Genomic DNA, 24,747 nt, shown 5'->3' with positions numbered 1-24,747 from the left:
GGTCCTGATGATCAACCTGACCTCTCAACTCACCCCCTGGCTTTCAGCCCCCGCCTGGTACGTCGCCTTCTCCGGCGGCCTGGACTCCACAGTCCTCCTGCACCTGCTCGCCAGCTACATTCGCCACCATCCCGCGCCCCCTCTGCGCGCCCTCCATGTTCATCACGGCCTGCAAGCCGCCGCCGACGCCTGGCCCGATCACTGCCGAGCGGTGTGTGCTGCTCTGGGGGTCGAATTCGATGTGGTCCCTGTCCAGGTCGCCTCCGGCGCCAGTCTCGAACAGGCGGCGCGCAATGCCCGCTATGACGCCTTCGAAAAACGACTGGGCGCAGGCGAGGTGTTGTTCACCGGTCAGCACCGCGACGACCAGGCCGAGACCTTGCTTTTTCGCCTGCTGCGCGGCGCCGGCCTGCGCGGATTGTCTGCCATGCCGGAACATCGGGCGCTGGGGCAGGGCAGCCTGGTGCGGCCGATGCTGGGGCTGTCGCGCCAGCAGTTGCAGGCCTACGCCGACGCTCACGGGCTGGTATGGGTCGATGACCCTTCCAATGGCGACACGGCCTTTGCCCGCAACTTCCTCCGTGGCGAGGTCCTGCCGCTGCTGCGCGGTCGCTGGCCGCAGGCCGAAGCCCACCTGGCGCGTAGTGCCGAACACCTGGGCGAAGCCCTGGGTCTGCTGGACGAGCTGGCCAGCTGCGACCTGGTGAGTGCCTGCGACAATGCGCCGCTGCCCTGGCTAGGGTTGGATTCTCTAAGCCTCGATGCGCTCTGCGCGTTGACCCCGGCGCGTCAGCGCAACGCCCTGCAGTACTGGCTCAGCCAGCGCACCCGCCTGCCTGACACTCGCCATTGGGCCGGCTGGAGCGATCTGCGCGACGCGGCGGTCGATGCCCGTCCGGTCTGGCGCCTGACCGACGGCGAACTGCACCGCAGTCATGGGCGCATCTGGTGGCTGAGTGGCGATTGGCTGGGCACGGTATCGGGCGAACACCCCTGGCTCGATGACGCGCAAGCGTTGCGCCTGCCAGGCAATGGCAGTGTCCAACTGCGCTCGTGCCTACCGGCTGATGGCCTGCGTATCCGCTACCGCCAGGGCGGCGAGTTCCTGCAGGTGCCCGGCCGCGGTCGACGCGATCTCAAGCGCCTGCTCAATGAACTGCAGGTCCCATGCTTCGTGCGCTCGCGCCTGCCGTTGCTGTATCGCGGCGAGCAGTTGCTGGCGGTGGCCAACCTGCCCGAGCTGGCATTGGCAGATTGCCAGCTGCACTGGCAACCACCGACGAACGTGCAAGGTTTGAGCTGAAGGGTACATTCGGGTAGACTACCCTCCCTTCTTGATACAGCTTCTGTGGGTTGCGCAAAAACACAGGAGTTGCCGATTACCAAGCAGTTTTTTGCTGGGCTGATTTCTTAAAATGACGAGCGAGCTCCATGCCGGGGATACCCCTGGTCTGTACAGACGCGGCAGTTTTTCGAGATGCACTGTGATTGACGCAGGTGATCGGGGGCTTCGGCCTTCCTTCGCTTTCTCCGGCGGCCCATGCCGCCTTAACGCAGACTTCTAGGGTTTTTCATGACGCGCTACATATTCGTCACGGGCGGTGTTGTTTCTTCATTGGGGAAAGGCATTGCCTCGGCTTCCCTGGCGGCCATCCTGGAAGCGCGGGGGCTCAAGGTCACCATGCTCAAGCTGGACCCGTACATCAACGTCGACCCGGGCACCATGAGCCCGTTCCAGCACGGTGAAGTGTTCGTCACCCACGACGGCGCCGAGACCGACCTCGACCTGGGCCACTACGAGCGGTTCATCCGCACCACGATGACCCAGAACAACAACTTCACCACCGGCCGCATCTACGAGCACGTGCTGCGCAAAGAGCGCCGTGGCGACTACCTGGGCGCGACCATCCAGGTCATCCCGCACATCACCGACGAAATCAAGCGCCGCATCATCAAAGGTGCCGGTGACGCCGACGTCGCGCTGGTCGAGATCGGTGGCACCGTGGGCGACATCGAGTCGCAACCGTTCCTCGAGGCCATCCGCCAGCTGCGCGTCGAAGTCGGCTCCAAGCGCGCCATGCTGATGCACCTGACGCTGGTTCCATATATCGCCACCGCTGGCGAGACCAAGACCAAACCTACTCAGCACTCGGTCAAGGAGCTGCGCTCCATCGGCCTGCAGCCTGATGTGCTGATCTGCCGCTCCGACCACCCGGTCGACGCTTCGTCGCGCCGCAAGATCGCGCTGTTCACCAACGTCGAAGAGCGTGCGGTGATTTCGCTGGAAGACGTCGACACCATCTACAAGATTCCTGGCGTGCTGCACGCACAAGGCCTGGACGATTTCGTCGTCGAGCGCTTCGGCCTGCAGTGCAACAGCGCCGACCTGTCCGAGTGGGACAAGGTTGTCGACGCCAAGCTCAACCCTGAGCAGGAAGTGACCATCGCCATGGTCGGCAAGTACATGGAGCTGCTGGACGCGTACAAGTCGCTGATCGAAGCGATGAGCCACGCCGGCATCACCAACCGCACCAAGGTCAACCTGCGCTACATCGACTCCGAAGACATCGAGAACCAGGGTACCAGCCTGCTGGAAGGCGCCGACGCCATCCTGGTGCCGGGCGGTTTCGGCCTGCGCGGCGTGGAAGGCAAGATCACCGCGGTGCAATACGCCCGCGAGAACAAGGTCCCGTATCTCGGCATCTGCCTGGGTATGCAGGTGGCCGTGATCGAGTTCGCCCGTAACGTCATGGGCTGGAAAGACGCCAACTCCACCGAGTTCGACCGCAACAGCGGCCACCCGGTCGTCGGCCTGATCACCGAGTGGGCCGATGCCACCGGCGCGGTCGAAACCCGTACCGAAGCCTCCGACCTGGGCGGCACCATGCGCCTGGGCGCGCAGGACTGCCAGATCGTTGCCGGCTCCAAGGTCCACGACTGCTATGGCAAGGACGTGATCACCGAGCGTCACCGTCACCGCTACGAAGTGAACAACAACTTGCTGCCGCAACTGATCGACGCCGGCCTGGTGGTTTCCGGCCGCTCCGAAGACGGTGCGCTGGTCGAAGTGGTCGAGTCCAAGGACCACCCATGGTTCGTCGCCTGCCAGTTCCACCCGGAGTTCACCTCCACGCCACGTGACGGCCACCCGCTGTTCAGCGGTTTCGTCAAGGCTGCCCTGGCACAGAAGAACAAGGCCTGATCCATGACTCAGAAGATCATTCGCGTCGGTAACATCGAGATCGCCAACGACAAGCCGTTCGTCCTGTTCGGCGGCATGAACGTCCTGGAATCCCGTGATCTGGCCCTGAAGGTCTGCGAGGAGTACGTGCGGGTGACCGAGAAACTCGGTATCCCGTACGTGTTCAAGGCCAGCTTCGACAAGGCCAACCGTTCGTCGGTCAACTCGTACCGTGGCCCGGGCATGGAAGAAGGCCTGAAGATCTTCGAGGAGATCAAGCGCACCTTCAACGTGCCGGTGATCACCGACGTGCACGAGCCCTACCAGTGCGAGCCGGTCGCTCAAGTGTGCGACATCATCCAGCTGCCGGCCTTCCTGTCGCGCCAGACCGACCTGGTCGTGGCGATGGCCAAGACCGGCGCTGTGATCAACATCAAGAAGGCGCAGTTCCTGGCGCCCCACGAGATGAAGCACATCCTCAACAAGTGCGTCGAAGCCGGCAACGACCAGCTCATCCTGTGTGAGCGCGGTTCGAGCTTCGGTTACAACAACCTGGTCGTGGACATGCTCGGCTTCGGCATCATGAAGCAGTTCGAGTACCCGGTGTTCTTCGACGTGACCCACTCGCTGCAGACGCCGGGCGGTCGCGCCGACTCCGCCGGTGGCCGCCGTGCCCAGGTCACGGATCTCGCCAAGGCCGGCATGAGCCAGGGCCTGGCCGGGCTGTTCCTCGAAGCCCATCCGGACCCGGACAACGCCAAGTGCGACGGTCCATGCGCGCTGCGCCTGGACAAGCTGGAGCCGTTCCTGGCGCAGTTGAAGCAATTGGACGACCTGGTGAAAAGTTTTCCGACGGTAGAAACCGCGTAAAGCTCATTTCTCGGGTAAAGTACCGCCCGTTCCACCCCCTGACCTATCGGTCAGGGGGCTCCCTTCCCCAGGCCTGCCCGTGCCATGTCGCCTGGTGAACGGCAAGAATTCCCAAAAGCTGCGTTGTTTTCGTCAATTCTGGAGTGCTTACAACAATGGCAAAAATCGTCGACATCAAAGGTCGTGAAGTTCTCGATTCGCGTGGCAACCCCACTGTGGAAGCCGATGTACTGCTCGACAACGGCATCATCGGCAGCGCCTGCGCGCCGTCGGGTGCTTCCACTGGCTCGCGCGAAGCGCTGGAGCTGCGTGATGGCGACAAGAGCCGTTACCTGGGCAAGGGCGTGCTGAAGGCCGTCGCCAACATCAACGGCCCGATCCGCGACCTGCTGCTGGGCAAGGACCCGGCTGACCAGAAAGCCCTGGACCGCGCCATGATCGAGCTGGACGGTACCGAGAACAAGGCCAAGCTGGGCGCCAACGCCATCCTGGCCGTGTCGCTGGCCGCCGCCAAGGCCGCCGCCCAGGACCTGGACCTGCCACTGTACGCCCACATCGCCAACCTGAACGGCACCCCGGGCCAGTACTCGATGCCGGTTCCGATGATGAACATCATCAACGGCGGTGAACACGCCGACAACAACGTCGACATCCAGGAGTTCATGGTGCAGCCGGTTGGCGCCAAGACCTTCTCCGACGGCTTGCGCATGGGCACCGAGATCTTCCATCACCTCAAAGCCGTGCTCAAGGCCCGTGGCCTGAACACCGCCGTCGGTGACGAAGGTGGCTTCGCGCCGAACCTGGCCTCCAACGAAGACGCCCTGGGCGCCATCGCCGAAGCCGTCGAGAAAGCCGGCTACAAGCTGGGCACCGACGTCACCCTGGCCCTGGACTGCGCGGCCTCTGAATTCTACGAAGACGGCAAGTACAACCTGTCCGGTGAAGGCAAGTCGTTCGACGCCGAAGGTTTCGCCGACTACCTCAAAGGCCTGACCGAGCGTTTCCCGATCATCTCGATCGAAGACGGCCTGGACGAGTCCGACTGGGCTGGCTGGAAAATCCTCACCGACAAGATCGGCAAGAAAGTCCAGCTGGTGGGCGACGATCTGTTCGTCACCAACACCAAGATCCTGAAAGAAGGCATCGAGAAGGGCATCGGCAACTCGATCCTGATCAAGTTCAACCAGATCGGCTCGCTGACCGAGACCCTGGAAGCCATCCAGATGGCCAAGGCCGCCGGCTACACCGCGGTGATCTCGCACCGTTCCGGTGAAACCGAAGACTCGACCATCGCCGACCTGGCCGTGGGTACCGCTGCCGGCCAGATCAAGACCGGTTCGCTGTGCCGTTCCGACCGCGTCAGCAAGTACAACCAACTGCTGCGCATCGAAGAGCAACTGGGCGCCAAGGCCGTATATCGCGGTCGTGCCGAGTTTCGCGGCTGAGCAAGAGATGGTAAAAAGGCAGCAGCCGGGGCCGGCTGAACGTTCGCTCTGATCGTTCGGTTGTCTCCAACCGGTTTCTGTCGACGAAGCCTGGCCTCGGCCAGGCTTCGTGCTATCGGAAGCTCGCTGCGGCGGCCTTTTCTACCCTGGATATCTTCATGCGCAGTCCCTATTGGTTGTTCCTCGTCCTGCTCCTGCTGCTCGGCGGCCTGCAATACCGCCTCTGGGTGGGTAATGGCAGCCTGGCGCAAGTGACCGAACTCAAGCAGCAGATCGCCGACCAGCATGCGGAGAACGAACGGCTGCTGGAGCGTAATCGCGTGCTTGACGCTGAAGTCCTGGAGTTGAAGAAAGGTATGGAGACCGTGGAAGAACGGGCTCGTCATGAACTGGGGATGGTCAAGGAGGGGGAAACCCTCTACCAGTTGCCGCAGAAATGACAAACGTACTGCCGGCCTTCTGGGCCGTGATTCCCGCCGCGGGTGTGGGTGCCCGCATGGCTGCCGACCGCCCCAAGCAGTATCTGCAACTGGGCGGGCAGACCATCCTCGAGCATAGCCTCGACTGTTTCCTCGACCACCCCGCGCTCAAGGGCGTGGTGGTCAGCATTACCAAAGACGATCCGTACTGGCCTGGCCTGCGTTGTGCCAGCGATCCGCGCATTCAACGCGCGGCGGGTGGCCGCGAGCGGGCCGACTCGGTGCTCAATGCCTTGTTGCTGCTGCACGCCCAAGGGGCGTCGGATGATGACTGGGTGCTGGTGCACGATGCGGCGCGCCCCAACCTGGCACGTAGCGATCTGGACAAGTTGCTGTCCGAGCTTGCTGATGATCCTGTAGGTGGATTGCTGGCGGTGCCAGCGCGGGACACGCTCAAGCGTGCCGGCGCCGATGGCCGTGTGGCCGCCACTGTCGATCGCAGCACCATCTGGCAGGCCTATACGCCGCAGATGTTCCGGCTCGGCATGCTGCACCGGGCCCTGGCCGAGTGCCTGGTGTCAGACGTGGCCGTCACTGACGAATCCTCCGCCATCGAATGGGCCGGCCATGCGCCGCGCCTGGTCGAAGGGCGCAGTGACAACATCAAGGTGACCCGGCCGGAAGACCTGGAGTGGTTGCGCCAGCGTTGGTCCGGCCGCCGCTGAGCACCGATCTGGCTCCGCCCCTGTAGGAGCGGCTTCAGCCGCGATCACCCGCGAAGCGGGTGCCAGAATCGCGTTGCCGGCATCGCGGCTAAAGCCGCTTGTACAAAGGCGTGGTGCGATATTCGGGCAATTGCGCCAACCCCTCCTTCAGGTAATCCACCAGCCTGCGCACCTTCGGCGACAGGTGCCGCTGCTGCGGATACAGTGCCCACACCGCCGTGTTCGGTGGCTGGTGCCCCTCCAGCAACGACACCAATGCCCCCGTGTTCAGATGCTCCAGCACGTAATAGTCGGGCAACTGGCACAACCCCATCCCCTGCAACGCCGCATCCAGCACCGCCTGCCCACTGTTGCAGCGCCAATTGCCCTGCACCCGTTGGCTGATCTCGCGACCATCCTGCTGCAGCGCCCACAGGTCGGAACTGCCGACCAGGCAATTGTGCCGCGCCAGCTCCGACAGGCTGTGGGGCCGCCCGTAGCGTTCCAGATAGGCTGGCGAGGCGCACAGGTACATGCGCCGTGGCGCCAGGCGTGTCGCTACCAGCCGCGAATCCTGCAGGCGGCCCAGGCGAATGGCCAGGTCCATGCCCTCATGCAACAGGTCCAGCGTACGGTTGCTCAGCTCCACCTCGATCCGCAATTGCGGGTACAACGCCATGAAGCGCGTCACCAGAGGCACGATGAAGCGCTCGCCATAGGCCACGGCGCACGTCATGCGCAGCAGCCCCTTGGGTTCACTGGCCAGGTCGCCCATGGCGCGCAGCGCTTCCTCACGGCCATCCTGCAGGCGCTGGCAATGCTGCAGGAAGGTCTGGCCAGCCTCGCTCAGGGTCACCCGCCGTGTACTGCGATACAGCAGTCGGGTCTGCAGACGCTCTTCCAGGCGCGCGATCTGCCGGCTGATATGTGATGAGGAAACCCCAAGGCGCTCGGCGGCGGCGGTGAACTGGCCCGACTCGGCCACGGCCACGAATTCGTCGATGCCTTCCCAGCGGCTGCTCATTGATTATCCCTGTGTGGCAATAATGTTTTGTAAGTGGCCAGATTATTCATCAAATCAAGGTGAATTACACTGCGAGACACGAATCGACACTCTGTCTGGAGACCATTGATGATCAAGTCCCGCGCCGCTGTAGCCTTCGAGGCCAAGAAACCCCTGGAAATCGTCGAAGTGGACGTGGCCATGCCCAAGGCTGGCGAGGTGCTGCTGCGCGTCGTGGCCTCCGGCGTGTGCCACACCGACGCCTACACCCTCTCCGGCGCCGACCCGGAAGGCATCTTCCCGTCGATCCTCGGCCATGAGGGCGGGGCGATCGTCGAGGCGATCGGCGAGGGCGTGACTTCGGTGGCGGTCGGCGATCACGTGATCCCGCTGTACACCCCGGAATGCGGCCAATGCAAATTCTGCCGCTCCGGCAAGACCAACCTGTGCCAGGCCATCCGCGCAACTCAAGGCAAGGGCCTGATGCCCGATGGCACCACCCGTTTCAGCTACAAAGGCCAGCAGCTGTTCCACTACATGGGCACCTCGACCTTCTCCGAGTACACCGTGCTGCCGGAAATCTCCGTGGCCAAGATCCAGAAAGAGGCTCCGCTGGAGAAGGTCTGCCTGCTCGGTTGCGGCGTGACCACCGGTATCGGCGCGGTGCTCAACACCGCCAAGGTCAAGCCGGGAGACACCGTGGCCATCTTCGGCCTGGGCGGCATCGGCCTGTCGGCGGTGATCGGCGCGGTGAAGGCCAAGGCCTCGCGCATCATCGCCATCGATATCAACCCGGCCAAGTTCGAGATCGCCCGCCAACTGGGGGCCACCGACTGCGTCAACCCGAAGGACTACGACCGCCCGATCCAGGAAGTCATTGTTGATCTCACCGACGGTGGCGTGGACTTCTCCTTCGAGTGCATCGGCAACGTGCAGCTGATGCGCGCGGCGCTGGAGTGCTGCCACAAGGGCTGGGGCGAGTCGGTGATCATCGGCGTGGCCGGTGCCGGCCAGGAAATCGCCACCCGTCCGTTCCAGCTGGTGACCGGGCGTGTGTGGCGCGGCTCGGCCTTCGGGGGCGTGCGTGGGCGCAGCGAGCTGCCCAGCTATGTCGAGATGTCCGAGAAGGGCGAGATCCCGCTGGACACCTTCATCACCCACACCATGGGCCTGGAGGACATCAACAAGGCCTTCGACCTGATGCACGAGGGCAAGAGCATCCGCAGCGTGATCCACTTCTGAGGCCCTTGCCATGACGCTGGAAAACATCTCTTGCCAGAAAAGCTTCGGCGGCTGGCACAAGCGTTACCGGCACAACTCGAAGGTGCTGGGCTGCGACATGGTGTTCGCCGTCTACCTGCCGCCCCAGGCCGAGCAGGGGGAGAGGCTGCCGGTGCTGTACTGGCTCAGCGGCCTGACCTGCACCGACGAGAATTTCATGCAGAAGGCCGGCGCCCAGCGCCTGGCCGCCGAGCTTGGGCTGATCATCGTCGCGCCGGACACCAGCCCGCGGGGCGAGCAGGTGCCGGGTGATCCGGACGGCGCATGGGATTTCGGCCTGGGTGCCGGGTTCTATCTCAACGCCACCCAGCAGCCCTGGGCGCAGCACTACCGCATGCACGACTATGTGGTGCAGGAGCTGCCGGCGCTGATCGAGGCGCACTTCCCGGCCTCCGACCAGCGTAGTATCAGCGGTCACTCCATGGGCGGGCATGGCGCGCTGGTTTGCGCCTTGCGCAACCCTGGGCGTTATCGTTCGGTGTCGGCCTTCTCGCCGATCAGCAACCCGATGGATTGCCCGTGGGGCGAGAAGGCGTTTTCCCGTTACCTGGGTGAAGACCGCTCGCGCTGGCGCGAGTGGGATGCCAGTGTGCTGCTGGCCGAGGCAGGTGAGTGTCCGCCGCTGCTGGTGGACCAGGGTGATCGTGACGACTTCCTGGACAAGCAGCTCAAGCCACAGGCGCTGGAACAGGCAGCGCGCAAGGGCGGGCATCGGCTGACCCTGCGCCTGCAGCCGGGCTACGACCACAGCTACTACTTCATCGCCAGCTTCATCGATGAGCATCTGCGCCATCATGCGGTGGCGTTGGGGCGGGTTTAGATTGCAGCTTGCAGCTCCAAATGAAGGTAGAATCACGCCCTGACTCAATCAGGGCGTTTTTCTATGCGTATTGGCCACGGCTACGATGTCCACCGCTTCTGCGACGGTGATTTCATTACCCTGGGCGGGGTGCGTATCCCCCACAAATACGGCCTGCTGGCCCATTCCGACGGCGACGTGCTGCTGCACGCCCTGAGCGACGCCCTGCTCGGTGCCGCGGCGCTGGGCGACATCGGCAAGCATTTCCCCGACACCGACCCACAGTTCAAGGGCGCCGACAGCCGCGCGTTGCTGCGTCATGTGGTCGGTATCGTCCGCGACAAGGGTTGGAAAGTCGGCAACATCGACGCCACCATCGTCGCCCAGGCGCCGAAAATGGCCCCGCATATCGAAACCATGCGCCAGCAGATTGCCGCCGACCTGCAGGTCGAGCTCGACCAGGTCAACGTCAAGGCCACCACCGAAGAGAAACTGGGCTTCACCGGTCGCGAGGAGGGCATCGCCGTGCATGCGGTGGCCCTGTTGCTGCCAGCATGACCGAATTGGAACTGCTGGGGCCGCGCGCCTCGGGCGAGGTGTTGGGTACCGCCGTGCTCAAGGCGGTCGCCGAAGATTTCCAGGTCGATGAAGTCCTCGACATTCCGCTGTCCGGCCAGGGCGAGCACCTGTGGCTGTGGGTCGAGAAGCGCGACCTCAACACCGAGGAAGCCGCCCGCCGCCTGGCCCGTGCCGCCGGTGTGCCGGTGCGCTCGATCAGCTATGCCGGCCTGAAGGATCGCCAGGCCCTGACCCGGCAGTGGTTCAGCCTGCATCTGCCTGGCAAGGCCGACCCGGACCTGTCCCGCGCCGAAGACGAAACCTTGCGCGTGCTCAAGCAGGTGCGCCACCAGCGCAAGCTGCAACGCGGCGCGCACTCGGCCAATGGTTTCACGCTGCGCCTGACCGGGCTGAAAGCCGAGCACCCGGCGCTCGACGCACGTCTTGAGCAGCTCAAGCAGCACGGTGTGCCCAACTACTTCGGTGCCCAGCGCTTCGGCCACGGCGGCGGCAATGTCCACGACGCCCAGGACTGGGCGGCGCGCCAGGCCCTGCCGGAGCAACGCAATGTCCGCTCACGGCTGCTCTCCGCCGCGCGCAGCTACCTGTTCAACCAGGTGCTGGCGGCGCGTGTCGCCGATGGCACCTGGCAGCATGCCCAGGTCGGCGACCTGCTGGCCTTCACCGATAGCCGCAGCTTCTTCGCGGCGGGGGAGGCCGAGTGCAGCGATCCGCGCCTGGCAATATTGGACTTGCACCCCACCGGCCCGCTGTGGGGCGAAGGGGCGGCGCCTGGTGGCGGCACACCGCAAGCGCTCGAGTCCGAAGTCGGCGACCGGCATCCGCAGCTGTGCCAATGGCTGGCGCGAGCGGGCATGGATCACGAACGGCGCATCCTGCGGCTCCCTATTGGGCGGCTGACGTGGCATTATCCCGAGACTGATATCCTGCAACTGGAATTCGTCCTTCCGGCCGGATGCTTCGCCACCGTGGTGGTGCGCGAACTCGTCGATCTGGTGCCGGCAGGGCAGACGGACAGCCCATGCGTATTCTGATTTCGAATGACGACGGTGTTACCGCACCCGGCATCGCCGCGCTGCACGCAGCGCTGGCGGACCATGCCGAGTGCGTGGTGATTGCCCCGGATCAAGACAAGAGCGGTGCCGGCAGCTCGCTGACGTTGGACCGGCCACTGCACCCGCAGACGTTGGCCAACGGCTTCATCAGCCTCAACGGCACCCCCACCGACTGTGTGCACCTGGGGCTCAACGGCCTGCTCGAGCACACCCCTGACATGGTGGTGTCGGGCATCAACCTGGGCGCCAACCTGGGCGATGACGTGCTGTACTCCGGCACGGTCGCCGCCGCGCTCGAAGGCCGCTTCCTCGGCGGTACTTCACTGGCGTTCTCGTTGCTCTCGCGGCTGCCGGACAACCTGCCCACCGCCGCCTACATCGCCCGCCGGCTGGTCGAGGCGCAATCGCGCCTGGAGCTGCCACCGCGCACAGTATTGAACATCAACATCCCCAACTTGCCGCTGGAGCACATCCGCGGTATCCAGCTCACCCGCCTGGGCCATCGCGCACGCGCGGCGGCACCCACCAAGGTGGTCAACCCACGGGGCAAGGAAGGTTACTGGATCGCCGTGGCCGGTGATGCCGAGGATGGCGGGCCGGGCACCGATTTCCATGCGGTGATGCAAGGTTACGTCTCGATCACCCCGCTGCAGCTGGATCGCACCTTCAATGATGCCTTCGAGCGCTTCGACGGCTGGCTGGAGGGCGTGCTCTGATGCGTGAACAGGACGATCTGATGCGCCGCGGCATTGGCATGACCTCCCAGCGCACGCGGGAGCGGTTGATCCAGCGCCTGTATGAAGAGGGCGTGTCGAACGCCAAGGTGCTCGAGGTCATTCGCAAAACGCCACGTCACCTGTTCGTCGACGAGGCCCTGGCGCATCGCGCCTACGAAGACACAGCGCTACCGATCGGCCACAACCAGACCATCTCGCAGCCCTTCATGGTCGCCCACATGAGCGAGCTGTTGCTCGAGGCGGGCCCCCTGGACAAGGTGCTGGAGATCGGCACCGGCTCCGGCTACCAGACCGCGATCCTCGCGCAACTGGTGGAGCGGGTGTTCTCGGTGGAGCGTATCAAGGTCCTGCAAGACCGTGCCAAGGAGCGCCTGGTGGAGCTCAACTTGCGCAACGTGGTGTTCCGTTGGGGCGATGGTTGCGAAGGCTGGCCTGCGCTGGCGCCCTACAACGGCATCATCGTCACCGCGGTGGCGCCGGAAGTCCCCCAGGCGCTGCTGGACCAGCTGGCTCCGGGTGGGCGCATGGTGATTCCGGTCGGGCCGGCAGGGGAAACCCAGCAACTGATGCTGATCGTCCGGGAAGAGCAAGGTTTTTCCCGGCGCGTGCTGGGCGCGGTGCGCTTCGTGCCGTTGCTCAACGGCCCGCTCGCCTGAGGCGGCCACGGGAATATTTACGCCGCCAGCGAATTCCTGTGCCTGGCTTCGGTCTATCTGGCGTGGCGCCCGTTGGGTGCCGTGTTCAAACCGGGTCACCTCTAGCGTGGAGGCTCGGTTATAATTGCAACAATATTGCATTTCATTTTTTCGTTAAAAGGCACCATGAGGGGAGCGCGGGTGGGTCACACAGTCATTCGGCAGCGCAAGGATCGATCGGGTTTGAAGCTTCTGGTGATTGCGTTGGCCATGGGGACCCTGTTGGCCGGCTGCTCCAGCACCGGATCGAGCGGCGCGCGTGTGGTCGACCGCAACAACGCGCCACCCAAGCGCGCGGCCGTGACCTCGGGGCAATACATCGTCAAGCCGGGTGACACCCTGTTCTCCATCGCCTTCCGTTATGGCTGGGACTACAAGGAGCTCGCGGCGCGCAACAATATTCCCGCCCCCTACACCATCCGCCCCGGTCAGCCGATCCGCTTCAGTAGCGCCTCGGGTGGCACCACCACGGTGGTGACCAGTCCATCGTCGTCGAGCAAGACCACCGTCATCCGCCGCCCGGTCACTACCACCGTGCCGCCTGCCGAAAACGGAAAAACCACGACCACGCCGCCATCCTCCACCTCGCAAACGGTTGCCCAGGTGCCCGCCGCAGAGCGCGCCGTGGGCGGTTGGGCGTGGCCGGCCAACGGTGTGCTGATTGGAAAATTCGCTTCAAACGGTAGTTTGAATAAAGGCATTGATATCGCCGGTGATTTGGGACAGCCTGTTTTTGCTGCGTCTGATGGTGCGGTGGTTTACGCCGGTAGTGGCTTGAGGGGCTACGGCGAACTGGTCATCATCAAGCACAGCGATACCTACGTCAGTGCCTACGGTCACAACCGCAGGCTTTTGGTTCGGGAGGGGCAGCAGGTCAAGGCAGGGCAGACGATCGCAGAAATGGGGTCCACGGGCACTGATCGGGTGAAGCTGCATTTCGAGATTCGCCGCCAGGGCAAACCCGTCGATCCTCTCCAGTTCCTGCCACGCCGTTGATCATTGTCCCGGCCTGTTCCTTGGATGTAGAGGGGACAGGCTCCAGCGCTACCAGGGAAAGGTGACGCTCGAGTCTGAGTTCGAACTCAGCAAAGGACTATAACAATGGCTCTCAGTAAAGAAGTGCCGGAGTTTGACATCGACGATGATCTGCTTCTGATGGAGACAGGCATCGTTTTGGAAACGGATGTGGTGTCAGACGAACCTGCTGTACCGTCGGTTCGGACCAAGTCGAAACAAGGCGCATCGCTCAAGCAGCACAAGTACATCGATTACAGCCGGGCGCTCGATGCGACTCAACTGTATCTGAATGAAATCGGCTTCTCGCCTCTGCTGTCGCCGGAGGAAGAGGTGCATTTCGCGCGCCTGTCGCAAAAAGGCGATCCTGCGGGTCGCAAGCGCATGATCGAGAGCAACCTGCGTCTGGTGGTCAAGATCGCTCGGCGGTACGTCAATCGTGGCCTGTCGCTGCTCGACCTGATCGAGGAGGGCAACCTGGGCCTGATCCGAGCAGTGGAGAAGTTCGACCCCGAGCGCGGTTTCCGCTTCTCGACCTATGCCACCTGGTGGATCCGCCAGACCATCGAGCGGGCGATCATGAACCAGACCCGCACGATCCGCCTGCCCATCCATGTGGTCAAGGAGCTCAACGTCTATCTACGCGCTGCCCGCGAGCTTACGCAGAAGCTCGATCACGAGCCGTCCCCTGAAGAAATCGCCAGCCTGCTGGAGAAGCCGGTTGCCGAGGTCAAGCGCATGCTCGGGCTCAACGAGCGGGTGTCTTCGGTGGATGTCTCGCTTGGGCCAGACTCCGACAAGACGCTGCTGGACACGCTCACCGATGACCGCCCCACCGACCCTTGCGAACTGCTGCAGGACGACGATCTGTCACAAAGCATCGATCAGTGGCTGGGTGAGTTGACCGACAAGCAGCGTGAAGTCGTGGTGCGCCGCTTCGGGTTGCGTGGTCATGAAAGCAGCACGTTGGAAGATGTGGGGCTGGAAATCGGCCTGACCCGTGAGCGGGTGCGGCAGATCCAGGTCGAGGGGCTCAAGCGCCTGCGCGAGATCCTCGAGAAGAACGGCCTGTCGAGCGAGTCGCTGTTCCAGTAGCGGTTGACGCGGCAAGCAGAACGCCCCGATGACTCGGGGCGTTTTCGTTGATGCGATTGAAATGTTTCCCTGGCTACCTCTGTTACTTTGCGTGTAAGCATTCGCTTACAGGTGTTGTAAGCGATCGCTGCAAGGGGCAGTAAATCAAAGTCGTTTTCAGTGCCGTACTTTTTCTATCTTATTGAAATATAAGAACTTTATTTTCATTGAAAGATGTGTCGAGGGAAACTTATTGAGAGATTTGCTGCTTGTCCGGCGCGCTGGAATCGCTAGTATTCGAACTGTGTCTACGGACTGACACAGGCTTTCAAGGATGGAGGCCAAGGACATCGCCGGATGCGATTCATCAGGATGATGATTGGGACAAACAGGGACTACGGAAAAAATGTGGGCGGGTCAAACCGCCCCTTTTTTTGCCCGTTGGAAATGAAAAAAGGCCCGTTGCGGGCCTTTTTCGCATCGGGACGCTATCAGCGTTCCAGATCAGCAATCTTGCCAGCCTTGCCATCCCACTCTTCGGCGTCCGGCAGGGCGTCTTTCTTCTCGGTGATGTTCGGCCAGATCTCCGCCAGCTCGGCGTTCAGCTCGATGAAGTTCTCCATGCCGGCAGGCACTTCGTCTTCCGAGAAAATGGCCTGGGCCGGGCACTCAGGCTCGCACAGCGCGCAGTCGATGCACTCATCCGGGTGAATGACCAGGAAGTTCGGGCCTTCGTAGAAGCAGTCCACCGGACAGACTTCCACGCAGTCGGTGTACTTGCATTTGATGCAGTTGTCGGTGACGACGAAGGTCATTTCTAGTTCTCTCCTCAGGCGACGGCAGCTTGCCCTTCCTTCCAGGGCAGCGCGGTTCACGGTTGTGGCTGCAGGCCAGGCTAATAACCTGCAGCGCTCGCGAACCGCGCCGGATTCTACCAGCTTGCGCGGTTGGCCGTTATAACAGGTTTTTTAGTTGATATAGCGTTTCGATAGCTTGGCGCGGCGTCATGTCGTCCAGGTCCAGCTTGCCCAGCTTCTCGATGGCCGGGTGTGGCAGGCTGGCGAACAGGTCGCTCTGGTGCGGCACGTCAGGCTCGCCTTTGCTCTTGCTGGCAATCGGCGTTTCATGGGGCAGACTGGTGGTTTCCAGCCGGCCGAGGTGTTCGCGGGCACGCTGGATCACCACCGCCGGCACACCGGCCAGTTGCGCGACGGCCAGGCCGTAGCTCTGGCTGGCGGGGCCCGGCAGTACGTGGTGCAGGAAGACGATGCGCTCATTGTGTTCGGTGGCGTTCAGGTGCACGTTGGCCACCAGCGGTTCACTCTCCGGCAGCACGGTCAGCTCGAAATAGTGGGTGGCGAACAGCGTGTAGGCGCGCAGCTGGGCCAGGCGCTCGGCGGCGGCCCAGGCCAGCGACAGGCCGTCGAAGGTACTGGTGCCGCGGCCGACCTCGTCCATCAGCACCAGGCTGCGGTCGGTGGCGTTGTGCAGGATGTTGGCGGTCTCGCTCATCTCGACCATGAAGGTCGAGCGCCCGCCGGCCAGGTCGTCGCTGGAGCCGATACGGGTGAAGATGCGGTCGACCAGCGACAGCTCGCAGCGGGCGGCGGGCACGAAGCTGCCGATGTGGGCCATCAGCACGATCAGTGCGGTCTGGCGCATGTAGGTCGATTTACCGCCCATGTTCGGGCCGGTGATGATCAGCATGCGCGTGCTGTTGTCCAGGCCCAGGTCGTTGGCCACGAATGGTGTGGTCAGCACTTGCTCGACCACCGGGTGGCGACCCTGCTCGATACGCAGGCAAGGCTCGTCGACGAAGCTTGGGCAGTTCAGGTCGAGGTTGAGCGCACGCTCGGCCAGGTTGCTCAGCACGTCCAGCTCGGCCAGGGCCGCGGCGCTGTCCTGCAGCGGTGCCAGGTGGCCGATCAGGGTCTCGAGCAGTGCGTCGTAGAGCATCTTCTCGCGGGCCAGCGCGCGGCTCTTGGCCGACAGTGCCTTGTCCTCGAAAGCCTTGAGCTCCGGGGTGATGAAGCGTTCGGCGCCCTTGAGCGTCTGGCGGCGGATGTAGTCGCCGGGTGCCTGCTCAGCTTGCTTGGTCGGCAGCTCGATGTAGTAGCCATGCACGCGGTTGTAGCCAACCTTGAGGTTGGCCAGGCCGGTGCGGGCTTTCTCGCGTGCTTCCAGGTCGATGAGGAACTGGCCGGCGTTCTCGCTCATGGCCAGCAGCTCGTCGAGCTCGCTGTCGTAGCCGCTCTTGAGTACGCCGCCGTCGCGGATCACCGCCGGCGGGTTATCGATGATCGCCCGTTCCAGCAGCCCGGCCAGTTCGGGATAGGTGCCGGTGATGGCGGCCAGGCGCGCCAGGTGCGGCGCCTCCAGCTCGGCCATGGCGTTCTGCAGTTCGGGCAGCGCGCCGAGTGCGTCGCGCAGGCGCGCCAGGTCGCGTGGGCGGGCGTTGCGCAGGCCGATACGCGCGAGGATGCGCTCGATGTCGCCGATCTCCTTGAGCTGCGGTTGCAGCTTTTCGAAGCGGTAGCCGTCGAGCAGGCAGCGGATCGAATCCTGGCGTGCCTTGAGCACTTTCAGGTCGCGCAGCGGGCGGTTCAGCCAGCGGGTCAGCAGGCGGCTGGCCATGGCGGTCTGGCAACGGTCGATGACCGATTGCAGGGTGTTGTCGCGACCACCGGCCAGGTTGATGTCCAGCTCCAGGTTGCGGCGGCTGGCGGCGTCGAGGATGACCGTGTCGTCCATGCGCTCGTGGCGCAGGCTGCGCAGGTGGGGCAGGGCGGTGCGTTGGGTTTCTTTGGCGTAGCCCAGCAGGCAGCCCGCAGCGCCGATGGCCAGCGTGAGCTTGTCGCAGCCGAAGCCCTTGAGATCTTGCGTGGCGAACTGCTGGCACAGGCTCTTGCGCGCCGTGTCGCGGTCGAAGTCCCAGGGCGCGCGGCGACGGGCGCCGGGGCGCTTCTCCGCAGGCAGCCCTTGCGGCCAGTCGTCGGGGATCAGCAGCTCCACCGGGTTGATGCGTTCGAGCTCGGCGAGCAGGTTTTCCCAGCCCTTGATCTCCTGCACGGTGAAGTTGCCGCTGGTGATGTCCAGCACCGCCAGGCCGAACAGGCGCTCGTCACCGAGCAGGGCGGCGATCAGGTTGTCGCGGCGCTCGTCGAGCAGCGCCTCGTCGCTGATCGTACCCGGGGTGATGATACGCACCACCTGGCGCTCCACCGGGCCCTTGCTGGTGGCCGGGTCGCCGATCTGCTCGCAGATCACCACCGACTCGCCGAGCTTGACCAGCTTGGCCAGGTAGCCTTCCAGCGAGTGGAACGGAATCCCGCACATGGGGATCGACTGGCCCGCCGACTGGCCGCGGGCGGTCAGGGTGATATCCAGCAGTTTCGCGGCCTTCTTCGCATCTTCGTAGAAGATCTCGTAGAAGTCGCCCATGCGGTAGAACATCAGCTGGTCCGGGTGCTGGTGCTTCAGCTTCCAGTACTGCTGCATCATCGGGGTGTGTGCGGAGAGATCAGACATTCAGGGCCTTACAGCGGGTGGTCTGGTGGCAAACTTCGAAACCGCTAATAGTACAGGCTTTTTGCACCCGGCGCAGGGCGGATGGGTGGGGCAAATCTGCGCAGTCTGGCAGGTGAGCGGTCGATACGGGTTCACCGCTGCATGACGCCATTGCATTTCAGGCGTCACGGCTGCATTATGCACGCTATGCAAAAACGCAACGTAGCCTCCGTACTCAGAGCCCTGCTCGATCGCCATGGCCTGTCCCCGACAGAGCTGCATCGGCGCACGGGCGTCCCTCAATCCACCCTGTCGCGGATTCTCAGCGAGAAGATCGTCGACCCGTCGGACAAGCACGTGTCGAAAATCGCCGAGTATTTCGGCGTGAGCACCGACCAACTGCGCGGCCGCGCGGAGCTGGGCGAGTCGCGTGAAGCGGCACTGCTTACGCCGGCACATGCGGCGCTGAGCGATATCAGCCTGTGGGACGATGAAACACCCGTCGAGGACGACGAGGTGTCCGTTCCTTTTCTTCGTGAGGTCGAATTGGCAGCAGGATCAGGAAGATTCGTCATCGAGGAGAGCGAGAACGCCCGCTTGCGCTTCGGCAAGCGCAGCTTGCGGCACAACGGCGTTCAGTTCGACCATGCCAAATGCGTGACGGTGCGAGGCAACAGTATGTTGCCGGTGCTGCGCGATGGCGCCACGGTCGGGGTCAACACCGGCAAGTGCACCATTGGCGACATCATCGATGGTGACCTCTACGCCATCAATCACAATGGCCAGCTGCGGGTGAAGCAGGTCTATCGCCTACCCACCGGCATTCGTCTGCGCAGCTTCAACCGTGATGAGCATCCCGACGAGGACTACAGCTTCCAGCAAATGCAGGAAGAGCAGATCAGCCTGCTGGGTCATGTCTTCTGGTGGGGCATGTACGCCCGCTGATCCCATCCCCAGCCAACGAAAACCCGCCTCGGCGGGTTTTTTTTCGCCTGCAGAAAAGCCCTACACGCCAGGCAGGATAAAGCCCGCATGCATTTCAGCAAAATCCAATGCATAAATATTTTGCAAAATGCATTGACTGCATATGCACGGATGCATAACCTGTGTCTCAAGCCGGTCAGCAACCGGTTGTTACACAGGCAGCGATGAACAGGCCTCGACTGTTCAGAGGGTTGGCAACTGGCCCGGGTGTGCAGCGTAAAGCACCACGATCAGTTATCCGGCGGGCAGGCGGCCGCGGTCGGAGTCACTAATTTGAAGCGGAACCGCACGGTGTCACCAGTCGTGGCCGGCGGTTCGACAACGCATTACTGAAGAGCCTGCGACGCGGGCTTTTTGGAATGCCGAGTCATACGACAAACAACGCTCGCCGGCATGCCGCTGGCGGGCATCACACAGGAGACAGGACAGTGACGAACGAGCAACAGACGTTGCTGGAGATGCCGCTCTGGCTGGTGATCGTCCTGGCATTGCTGGGCGGTCTTTCCGGCGAGATGTGGCGGGCCGACAAGGCCGGGGCCAGGGGCTGGGGGCTGTTGAGGCGCCTGGCGCTGCGCTCCGGGGCCTGCATGGTCTGCGGTGTCTCGACGGTCATGCTGTTGTATGCCAGCGGCATGTCGATCTGGAGTGCCAGTGCCTTTGGCTGCCTGACGGCCATGGCTGGTGCCGATGTCGCCATCGGCCTTTATGAGCGCTGGGCACTGCGCCGCCTGGGCATCGAGCAACCGGTCAGCGGCGCGGACGCCGATGACCGTGGGCATTGAGCGAGGAGCGAAGCATGAACGAAGCACAACTTGACGAACTGCTGGCTGCCTTGCGCAACCAGGCCTCCGTACAGACTGCCCTGGGCCAGTCGATCGAACGGTTGGCCCTGAGCAACGAGCAACTGGTGGCCTACCTGAAGAGCCGCGAGCCGGACCCGGACGCGCCTCCTTACCTGGACGGCTCCAGGCCAGCCTGATCGTCCCCTGCAACGCAACACCCGAAGCACCCGACCGTCCGGGATTCCCCGCGGCGGCTTTCATCATGTTCAAGGAGAACACCCCATGTCGATTCTTACCCAAGGCACCCAGATCTACGCACTGGTCCCACCGGTCTCCGGCACCGGCCCGTTCAGCGTGCTGGAAGTCGAGCACGTGACCTCGTTCGAACCGGGCGGCGCGCCCGCCGAGCAGATCGAGGACACCACCCTCGATGCCGCCGAACGCACCTACAAGAAAGGCCTGCGCACCCCGGGCACAGCAACCCTCGGTCTCAACGCCGATCCGACCAACGCCAGCCACATCCGCCTGCACCAGCTCTCCGAAGCCAAGGGCAGCACCACCGTCAAGTGGGTGGTGGGCTGGTCCGACGGCAAGGACGTGGCACCGACCGTCAACAGCAAGGGCGACGACTTCGAGTTGCCGGCCACCCGTACCTGGTTCGCCTTCGAAGGTTATGTGGCCGACTTCCCGTTCAACTTCGCGCTCAACGCGGTGGTCACCACCTCGGTGAGCATCCAGCGCACCGGCGGCTCCACCTGGGTGAAAAAGGCCTGAGCCGGGGAACCTGAATGAATATCCATCAACTCAAGGCTCTGGGCGGCATCGTCGACAGCCAGAAAGTGCGCAAGGAAATCGTCTGGAACCGGCCTGATCCGCAGGGCGGCGAGATGGTCGCGCAGACCCTGGTGGTGCATGTGCGCCGTCATTCGTTCGGCGTGATCGAGCGCCTGTTCGCCGAACAGGAATCGTCTCACAGCCGCAATGCCCACTACCTCGCCGCGTCGATCAGCCTTGGCGAGGAGGGCGAGGAGGCACTGGGTGTCGAGGACGCCTTCAACCTCGAACCGTCGCTGGGTTTCCTGTTGCTCAATGCCATCAACGAAGTCAACGGCACCGGTAACGCCCCGGCAAAGAACTGACGGCCGCCGATGAGTTCTGGCACGAACTGGTGCTCAACGGCATCGGCGGCCGCACGATCAGCGAAGCCAAGGAACGGCTGAGCTACGCAGAAGCCCGGGCCTGGGCGCAGTACATCCAGCGCCACGGCTCATTGCACGGCGGTCGCCGGCTGGAGGCCAGCATCGCCATGCTGGCGCTGCAGGCCAACCACCAGGTCGGTGGTAGCGCCGAGTTGATCGATTTCATGCCTCACGCGCGGCGCCAGGGGGTGTCGCTCGAGAGTGCCATGCAGCAGTGGTGCTGATGATCGGCACCACCTTCTTCACGAAGCCCGCTCCGGCGGGTTTCTCAATGATCAGGGAGTAGGCCCATGGCAACCAGCATTGCCAGTTTCAGCCCGTCGATCGATCTCTCCAGCCTCGAACGGGCACTGTCCAGGGCCTCGGCCCTGAGTGACCGCACCCTGCGCGAGATGCAGAAGAACGTCGAGGCTTTCAACAAGCAGTATCTCAAGAGCACGGGCGCCGTTGCCGATTCGAGCTTGAACATTTCGAAAAAGGCGCTTGATCGTTTCCAGGCGGCCTACCAGCCACCGGATTGGGCGCAAGCCCAGCAGGCGGATCCCGTCAGGCCCTACAGCGATGCATTGCGTGCCCAGCACAATGCCACCGAGCTCGCGGTGGCGAAGATGGGCATGGGCGCGCGCCAGGGCGCGCTGGCAGACAAGCTCAACCAGGTCGACGAGGCTTACTACACCGCCCGGACCCAGTTCGAACAGGCCAATCCATCGGGCGCCGATAGTGAAAGCTACCAACAACAGCTGGAGGCCATGCGCGCTGGTCATACCGACATGACCAACCAGGTACTCAACGACTACGAGATGATGAACCAGGCGCGTGGCGACTGGATGGTCGGCGCGTCTGCGGCCTGGGACGAGTACCTGGACAAGTCCAGCAACGTCGCGGCGCAGTCGCAGGCGGTGTTTACCAGCGTCTTCGACCGTATGGGCAACGCGGTGCAGACTTTCGCCACCACCGGCAAGTTCTCGTTTTCGGACTTCGCCAAGTCGGTACTCGCCGACATGGCTGCGTTGGCGGCCAAGACTGCGGCTTCGAAGGCCTTGAGCAGCCTGTTCGGGTTCGGCATGAACCTGGTCGGGTCGTGGCTCGGCAGTGGCTCGACACCAACGCCGACCACGATGTCCGTCGGCGGCAGCAGTGCCACCTTCACCCCCCAGCTTGATGTCAGCAATCTGAAATTCGCCAAGGGTGGCGCCTTCACCAACAGCGTCGCCACCGGTCCGACCCTGGCGCCAATGGCCCTGTTCGGCGAAGCAGGCCCCGAAGCGATCATGCCACTGACTCGCGGCGTCGACGGCTCCTTGGGCGTGCGTGCCCTGGGCGGCAGCTCGGGTACCAGCCATAGCAGCGAAGTGGTGATCCAGCAGACCATCAACGTGGCGGCCCCAGGCGGCAATGCCGCACCTGGCGAGGCCAATACTCAGCGCCTGGCCAACGCCTACGCCGGTGCCGCCCGCCAGGGCGCCAGCGAGCAGATTTCCCGCGAGCTGATGCCTGGTGGGCAGATCTGGGCCGCGATCCACGGCCGCTGAACAAGGAGAACATTCATGGAAACCTTTACCTGGACCCCCAGGACCGAGCCCACCGGCACCGTCGAGTACCGCGTGCGCACGGTGCAGTTCGGCGATGGTTATCAGCAGGCGGTAGGCGATGGCCTCAACAACCGCAGCCAATCCTGGCCGCTGGTGTTCCTCGGCGACGAGGCGAAGATTCGCGCCATCGCCACCTTCCTCGACCGCCACGCGGGCAGCCGGGCGTTCCGCTGGACCGCGCCGTTGGGCGAGCCGGGGCTGTTCCGTTGCAAGGGCTACCAGCCGACCGCCAAGGGCGGTGGCCTGTACAGCCTCAGCGCCACCTTCGAGCAGGCGTTCCACCCATGACCCCGGAGGCCTTCAAGCATGGCATTGATCACTGACATCCAGACCCTCGAGCCGGGCGCGGAAATCACCCTGTTCGAGATCGACGGCAGCGAGTTCGGGGCCGACACCTTGCGGTTCCACGGCCACGCCATCGCCCATGAGCCTGGCGAGGTGGCTGCGGCGGGTGAGGCGGCAACCTTACCCGCCCGCTCGATCTGGTGGCAGGGCCAGGAGTATGCGGCCTGGCCGGTGCAGATCGAGGGCATCGGCGCCAACAGCAACGGTCGGGCTACCCGTCCGAAGTTCAGTGCCGGCAACGTCGACGGTCGTGTCACCGCCTTGTGCCTGGCCTTCGAGGACCTGCTCAAGTTCAAGCTGACCGTGCGCCAGACGCTGGGCCAGTACCTGGATGCGCGTAATTTCGCCGCAGGCAACGCCCAGGCGGATCCGACCCAGGAAGCGCTGGAAATCTGGTTCCTCGACCAAAAGACCCAGGAAGACGATGAACAGGTGCAGTGGGAACTGTCGTCCCCTGGCGAGATCGACAGCCATGGCTTGCCAGGGCGGCAGATGACCACCTACTGCCATTGGGCGATGACCAATGGCTACCGTGGCCCCAACTGCGGCTACACCGGCAACCGGCTGTTCGACGACGAGGACCGCCCGGTGGACGACCCGGCGAAGGATCGCTGCAAGGGTGGGCTGACGTCCTGCAAGCTGCGATTCGGCGAAGCGGCGGAACTGCCCCATGGCGGCTTCCCGGCCGTTTCGCTGATTGCCCGGAACTGAATCATGCAGCCGCACCTGCTCGAGGCGATCCGCTGCCATGCGGCCGCCGACTACCCACGCGAAGCCTGCGGCCTGGTCATCGACCGGGCGGGAGGGCTCGATTACCAACGCTGTCGCAACACCGCCTCCGACCCTGGCGAAGAGTTCCGCATCGACCCGCGCGACTATGCGGCGGCGGAAGACCTGGGCGAGATCGTGGCGGTGGTGCACTCGCACCCCGACGCCAGCAGCCGGCCGTCCAGCCGCGACCTGGCGATGTGCGAGGCCACCGGCTTGCCCTGGCACATCCTGTCCTGGCCCGAGGGTGACCTGCGCACTGTGCTGCCCAAGGGGGACACGCCTTTGCTCGGCCGGCCGTTCGTGCATGGGCTGTGGGACTGCTGGCAGGTCTGCGCCGACTGGTACCGCCGCGAGTGGGGCCTGACGTTTCCCGCCTATGCCCGCGAGGATGGCTGGTGGGAGGACCCGCAAGGGCCAAGCCTGTATGAACAGGCCTATGCCGATGCCGGGTTCGTCAGGGTAGATGCGCCTCGCCACGGCGATCTGGTCGTCATGGCCATCGGGCGCACGGCCCACCCCAACCATGCGGGGATCTTTCTCGGCCATGACTCACGCCTGCCGGGCGAGCCGTGGTCCCCCTGTGGGGCTGGGCCGTTCCTGCTGCATCACCTTTATGGCCGACCGTCGGAGGTCATCGTCTTCGGTGGTCCCTGGTTGGATCGCACACGCCTGATCCTGCGCCATCGCGATGCCGCTGCGGCGGACTGAGCA

Annotated in this window: 27 protein-coding genes; 24 read left to right on the top strand and 3 right to left on the bottom strand. The window is 63.8% G+C overall.

The window, feature by feature from the left end; translation table 11 throughout:
- Window positions 1-7 precede the first annotated feature (7 nt).
- The 6 genes from tilS (at window position 8) to ispD (ending at window position 6,640) form a co-directional block, all read left to right on the top strand.
- The gene (tilS, locus tag JYG34_RS19955; protein WP_213657995.1) at window positions 8-1,303 is read left to right on the top strand and encodes a tRNA lysidine(34) synthetase TilS; all 1,296 of its coding nucleotides are present in this window, start codon (window positions 8-10) and stop codon (window positions 1,301-1,303) included.
- A gap of 270 nt (window positions 1,304-1,573) precedes the next feature.
- Window positions 1,574-3,202, top strand: a complete 1,629-nt coding sequence (locus tag JYG34_RS19950) for a CTP synthase (protein ID WP_213657994.1) — start codon at window positions 1,574-1,576, stop codon at window positions 3,200-3,202.
- A gap of 3 nt (window positions 3,203-3,205) precedes the next feature.
- Entirely contained in the window at window positions 3,206-4,051 is an 846-nt protein-coding gene (gene kdsA, locus JYG34_RS19945; protein ID WP_213657993.1) for a 3-deoxy-8-phosphooctulonate synthase, read from the top strand.
- 155 nt (window positions 4,052-4,206) lie between these two features.
- Window positions 4,207-5,496, top strand: a complete 1,290-nt coding sequence (eno, locus tag JYG34_RS19940; protein ID WP_213657992.1) for a phosphopyruvate hydratase — start codon at window positions 4,207-4,209, stop codon at window positions 5,494-5,496.
- Window positions 5,497-5,654: 158 nt separating this feature from the next.
- On the top strand, window positions 5,655-5,936 hold the full coding sequence (gene ftsB / locus JYG34_RS19935; protein ID WP_011535259.1) for a cell division protein FtsB: 282 nt from the start codon (window positions 5,655-5,657) through the stop codon (window positions 5,934-5,936).
- A complete protein-coding gene (ispD, locus tag JYG34_RS19930) occupies window positions 5,933-6,640 on the top strand; it encodes a 2-C-methyl-D-erythritol 4-phosphate cytidylyltransferase (RefSeq protein ID WP_213657991.1) in 708 nt (235 codons plus the stop codon). The genes ftsB and ispD overlap by 4 nt, the downstream gene beginning before the upstream one ends.
- An 88-nt stretch (window positions 6,641-6,728) precedes the next feature.
- On the opposite strand, the gene JYG34_RS19925 is transcribed toward ispD, so the two are convergent.
- Entirely contained in the window at window positions 6,729-7,643 is a 915-nt protein-coding gene (locus JYG34_RS19925) for a LysR substrate-binding domain-containing protein (RefSeq protein ID WP_213657990.1), read from the bottom strand.
- A 108-nt stretch (window positions 7,644-7,751) separates the two neighbouring features.
- Between JYG34_RS19925 and JYG34_RS19920 the strand changes: the two genes are divergently transcribed.
- The 8 genes from JYG34_RS19920 (at window position 7,752) to rpoS (ending at window position 14,877) form a co-directional block, all read left to right on the top strand.
- Window positions 7,752-8,864: an S-(hydroxymethyl)glutathione dehydrogenase/class III alcohol dehydrogenase gene (locus tag JYG34_RS19920; RefSeq protein ID WP_213657989.1), complete on the top strand. Its 1,113-nt coding sequence runs from the start codon at window positions 7,752-7,754 to the stop codon at window positions 8,862-8,864.
- Between the two features lie 10 nt (window positions 8,865-8,874).
- The gene (fghA, locus tag JYG34_RS19915) at window positions 8,875-9,723 is read left to right on the top strand and encodes an S-formylglutathione hydrolase (protein ID WP_213657988.1); all 849 of its coding nucleotides are present in this window, start codon (window positions 8,875-8,877) and stop codon (window positions 9,721-9,723) included.
- Window positions 9,724-9,786: 63 nt separating this feature from the next.
- Window positions 9,787-10,260 carry a 2-C-methyl-D-erythritol 2,4-cyclodiphosphate synthase gene (ispF, locus tag JYG34_RS19910; RefSeq protein WP_213657987.1) on the top strand — a complete coding sequence of 158 codons (474 nt, stop codon included), beginning with the start codon at window positions 9,787-9,789 and terminating at the stop codon, window positions 10,258-10,260.
- The gene (truD, locus tag JYG34_RS19905; RefSeq protein WP_213657986.1) at window positions 10,257-11,315 is read left to right on the top strand and encodes a tRNA pseudouridine(13) synthase TruD; all 1,059 of its coding nucleotides are present in this window, start codon (window positions 10,257-10,259) and stop codon (window positions 11,313-11,315) included. The genes ispF and truD overlap by 4 nt, the downstream gene beginning before the upstream one ends.
- Complete coding sequence (surE, locus tag JYG34_RS19900; RefSeq protein ID WP_011535252.1) at window positions 11,303-12,052, top strand: 5'/3'-nucleotidase SurE; 750 nt, start codon at window positions 11,303-11,305, stop codon at window positions 12,050-12,052. The genes truD and surE overlap by 13 nt, the downstream gene beginning before the upstream one ends.
- Window positions 12,053-12,090: 38 nt before the next feature.
- Window positions 12,091-12,729, top strand: coding sequence for a protein-L-isoaspartate(D-aspartate) O-methyltransferase (locus tag JYG34_RS19895; protein WP_162042960.1), 639 nt, complete (start codon window positions 12,091-12,093; stop codon window positions 12,727-12,729).
- A gap of 180 nt (window positions 12,730-12,909) precedes the next feature.
- Window positions 12,910-13,764, top strand: a complete 855-nt coding sequence (locus tag JYG34_RS19890; RefSeq protein WP_213657985.1) for a peptidoglycan DD-metalloendopeptidase family protein — start codon at window positions 12,910-12,912, stop codon at window positions 13,762-13,764.
- Window positions 13,765-13,869: 105 nt separating this feature from the next.
- Entirely contained in the window at window positions 13,870-14,877 is a 1,008-nt protein-coding gene (gene rpoS, locus JYG34_RS19885; RefSeq protein ID WP_011535249.1) for an RNA polymerase sigma factor RpoS, read from the top strand.
- 470 nt (window positions 14,878-15,347) lie between these two features.
- On the opposite strand, the gene fdxA is transcribed toward rpoS, so the two are convergent.
- Window positions 15,348-15,671, bottom strand: coding sequence for a ferredoxin FdxA (gene fdxA, locus JYG34_RS19880; RefSeq protein ID WP_213657984.1), 324 nt, complete (start codon window positions 15,669-15,671; stop codon window positions 15,348-15,350).
- A 139-nt stretch (window positions 15,672-15,810) separates the two neighbouring features.
- On the bottom strand, window positions 15,811-18,384 hold the full coding sequence (gene mutS / locus JYG34_RS19875) for a DNA mismatch repair protein MutS (RefSeq protein WP_213657983.1): 2,574 nt from the start codon (window positions 18,382-18,384) through the stop codon (window positions 15,811-15,813).
- Window positions 18,385-18,561: 177 nt separating this feature from the next.
- Between mutS and JYG34_RS19870 the strand changes: the two genes are divergently transcribed.
- From JYG34_RS19870 to JYG34_RS19825, 10 genes are all read left to right on the top strand, one after another.
- Complete coding sequence (locus JYG34_RS19870) at window positions 18,562-19,308, top strand: LexA family transcriptional regulator (RefSeq protein ID WP_213661231.1); 747 nt, start codon at window positions 18,562-18,564, stop codon at window positions 19,306-19,308.
- A 467-nt stretch (window positions 19,309-19,775) separates the two neighbouring features.
- A complete protein-coding gene (locus JYG34_RS19865; protein WP_011535244.1) occupies window positions 19,776-20,129 on the top strand; it encodes a phage holin family protein in 354 nt (117 codons plus the stop codon).
- A 14-nt stretch (window positions 20,130-20,143) separates the two neighbouring features.
- On the top strand, window positions 20,144-20,326 hold the full coding sequence (locus tag JYG34_RS19860) for a hypothetical protein (protein WP_011535243.1): 183 nt from the start codon (window positions 20,144-20,146) through the stop codon (window positions 20,324-20,326).
- An 85-nt stretch (window positions 20,327-20,411) separates the two neighbouring features.
- Window positions 20,412-20,903, top strand: a complete 492-nt coding sequence (locus JYG34_RS19855; RefSeq protein ID WP_213657982.1) for a phage tail tube protein — start codon at window positions 20,412-20,414, stop codon at window positions 20,901-20,903.
- Window positions 20,904-20,917: 14 nt separating this feature from the next.
- Window positions 20,918-21,268, top strand: coding sequence for a phage tail assembly chaperone family protein, TAC (locus JYG34_RS19850; RefSeq protein WP_213657981.1), 351 nt, complete (start codon window positions 20,918-20,920; stop codon window positions 21,266-21,268).
- A 29-nt stretch (window positions 21,269-21,297) separates the two neighbouring features.
- Window positions 21,298-21,552 carry a hypothetical protein gene (locus JYG34_RS19845; protein ID WP_213657980.1) on the top strand — a complete coding sequence of 85 codons (255 nt, stop codon included), beginning with the start codon at window positions 21,298-21,300 and terminating at the stop codon, window positions 21,550-21,552.
- Window positions 21,553-21,618: 66 nt separating this feature from the next.
- Window positions 21,619-22,860, top strand: coding sequence for a phage tail tape measure protein (locus JYG34_RS19840; RefSeq protein WP_213657979.1), 1,242 nt, complete (start codon window positions 21,619-21,621; stop codon window positions 22,858-22,860).
- A 15-nt stretch (window positions 22,861-22,875) separates the two neighbouring features.
- Window positions 22,876-23,208, top strand: a complete 333-nt coding sequence (locus JYG34_RS19835) for a phage tail protein (protein WP_011535238.1) — start codon at window positions 22,876-22,878, stop codon at window positions 23,206-23,208.
- An 18-nt stretch (window positions 23,209-23,226) separates the two neighbouring features.
- On the top strand, window positions 23,227-23,976 hold the full coding sequence (locus JYG34_RS19830; RefSeq protein ID WP_213657978.1) for a phage minor tail protein L: 750 nt from the start codon (window positions 23,227-23,229) through the stop codon (window positions 23,974-23,976).
- Window positions 23,977-23,979: 3 nt separating this feature from the next.
- A complete protein-coding gene (locus JYG34_RS19825; RefSeq protein ID WP_213657977.1) occupies window positions 23,980-24,744 on the top strand; it encodes a C40 family peptidase in 765 nt (254 codons plus the stop codon).
- The last annotated feature ends 3 nt before the right edge of the window (window positions 24,745-24,747 follow it).

It is taken from the genome of Pseudomonas entomophila, from assembly GCF_018417595.1.
Taxonomy (GTDB): domain Bacteria; phylum Pseudomonadota; class Gammaproteobacteria; order Pseudomonadales; family Pseudomonadaceae; genus Aquipseudomonas; species Aquipseudomonas entomophila_C.
This window is presented reverse-complemented; position numbering and strand designations above follow the sequence as displayed.

What these genes read in the sequence shown, in the direction of transcription:
- eno (WP_213657992.1), top strand. Translation starts at nt 4,207, where the DNA reads ATGGCAAAAATCGTCGACATCAAAGGTCGTGAAGTTCTCGATTCGCGT.
- kdsA (WP_213657993.1), top strand. Translation starts at nt 3,206, where the DNA reads ATGACTCAGAAGATCATTCGCGTCGGTAACATCGAGATCGCCAACGAC.
- JYG34_RS19830 (WP_213657978.1), top strand. Translation starts at nt 23,227, where the DNA reads ATGGCATTGATCACTGACATCCAGACCCTCGAGCCGGGCGCGGAAATC.
- JYG34_RS19835 (WP_011535238.1), top strand. Translation starts at nt 22,876, where the DNA reads ATGGAAACCTTTACCTGGACCCCCAGGACCGAGCCCACCGGCACCGTC.
- ispF (WP_213657987.1), top strand. Translation starts at nt 9,787, where the DNA reads ATGCGTATTGGCCACGGCTACGATGTCCACCGCTTCTGCGACGGTGAT.
- JYG34_RS19895 (WP_162042960.1), top strand. Translation starts at nt 12,091, where the DNA reads ATGACCTCCCAGCGCACGCGGGAGCGGTTGATCCAGCGCCTGTATGAA.
- JYG34_RS19850 (WP_213657981.1), top strand. Translation starts at nt 20,918, where the DNA reads ATGAATATCCATCAACTCAAGGCTCTGGGCGGCATCGTCGACAGCCAG.
- fdxA (WP_213657984.1), bottom strand. Translation starts at nt 15,671, where the DNA reads ATGACCTTCGTCGTCACCGACAACTGCATCAAATGCAAGTACACCGAC.
- mutS (WP_213657983.1), bottom strand. Translation starts at nt 18,384, where the DNA reads ATGTCTGATCTCTCCGCACACACCCCGATGATGCAGCAGTACTGGAAG.
- JYG34_RS19825 (WP_213657977.1), top strand. Translation starts at nt 23,980, where the DNA reads ATGCAGCCGCACCTGCTCGAGGCGATCCGCTGCCATGCGGCCGCCGAC.
- truD (WP_213657986.1), top strand. Translation starts at nt 10,257, where the DNA reads ATGACCGAATTGGAACTGCTGGGGCCGCGCGCCTCGGGCGAGGTGTTG.
- JYG34_RS19950 (WP_213657994.1), top strand. Translation starts at nt 1,574, where the DNA reads ATGACGCGCTACATATTCGTCACGGGCGGTGTTGTTTCTTCATTGGGG.
- tilS (WP_213657995.1), top strand. Translation starts at nt 8, where the DNA reads ATGATCAACCTGACCTCTCAACTCACCCCCTGGCTTTCAGCCCCCGCC.
- ispD (WP_213657991.1), top strand. Translation starts at nt 5,933, where the DNA reads ATGACAAACGTACTGCCGGCCTTCTGGGCCGTGATTCCCGCCGCGGGT.
- rpoS (WP_011535249.1), top strand. Translation starts at nt 13,870, where the DNA reads ATGGCTCTCAGTAAAGAAGTGCCGGAGTTTGACATCGACGATGATCTG.
- JYG34_RS19860 (WP_011535243.1), top strand. Translation starts at nt 20,144, where the DNA reads ATGAACGAAGCACAACTTGACGAACTGCTGGCTGCCTTGCGCAACCAG.
- surE (WP_011535252.1), top strand. Translation starts at nt 11,303, where the DNA reads ATGCGTATTCTGATTTCGAATGACGACGGTGTTACCGCACCCGGCATC.
- JYG34_RS19870 (WP_213661231.1), top strand. Translation starts at nt 18,562, where the DNA reads ATGCACGCTATGCAAAAACGCAACGTAGCCTCCGTACTCAGAGCCCTG.
- JYG34_RS19855 (WP_213657982.1), top strand. Translation starts at nt 20,412, where the DNA reads ATGTCGATTCTTACCCAAGGCACCCAGATCTACGCACTGGTCCCACCG.
- fghA (WP_213657988.1), top strand. Translation starts at nt 8,875, where the DNA reads ATGACGCTGGAAAACATCTCTTGCCAGAAAAGCTTCGGCGGCTGGCAC.
- JYG34_RS19840 (WP_213657979.1), top strand. Translation starts at nt 21,619, where the DNA reads ATGGCAACCAGCATTGCCAGTTTCAGCCCGTCGATCGATCTCTCCAGC.
- JYG34_RS19920 (WP_213657989.1), top strand. Translation starts at nt 7,752, where the DNA reads ATGATCAAGTCCCGCGCCGCTGTAGCCTTCGAGGCCAAGAAACCCCTG.
- JYG34_RS19925 (WP_213657990.1), bottom strand. Translation starts at nt 7,643, where the DNA reads ATGAGCAGCCGCTGGGAAGGCATCGACGAATTCGTGGCCGTGGCCGAG.
- ftsB (WP_011535259.1), top strand. Translation starts at nt 5,655, where the DNA reads ATGCGCAGTCCCTATTGGTTGTTCCTCGTCCTGCTCCTGCTGCTCGGC.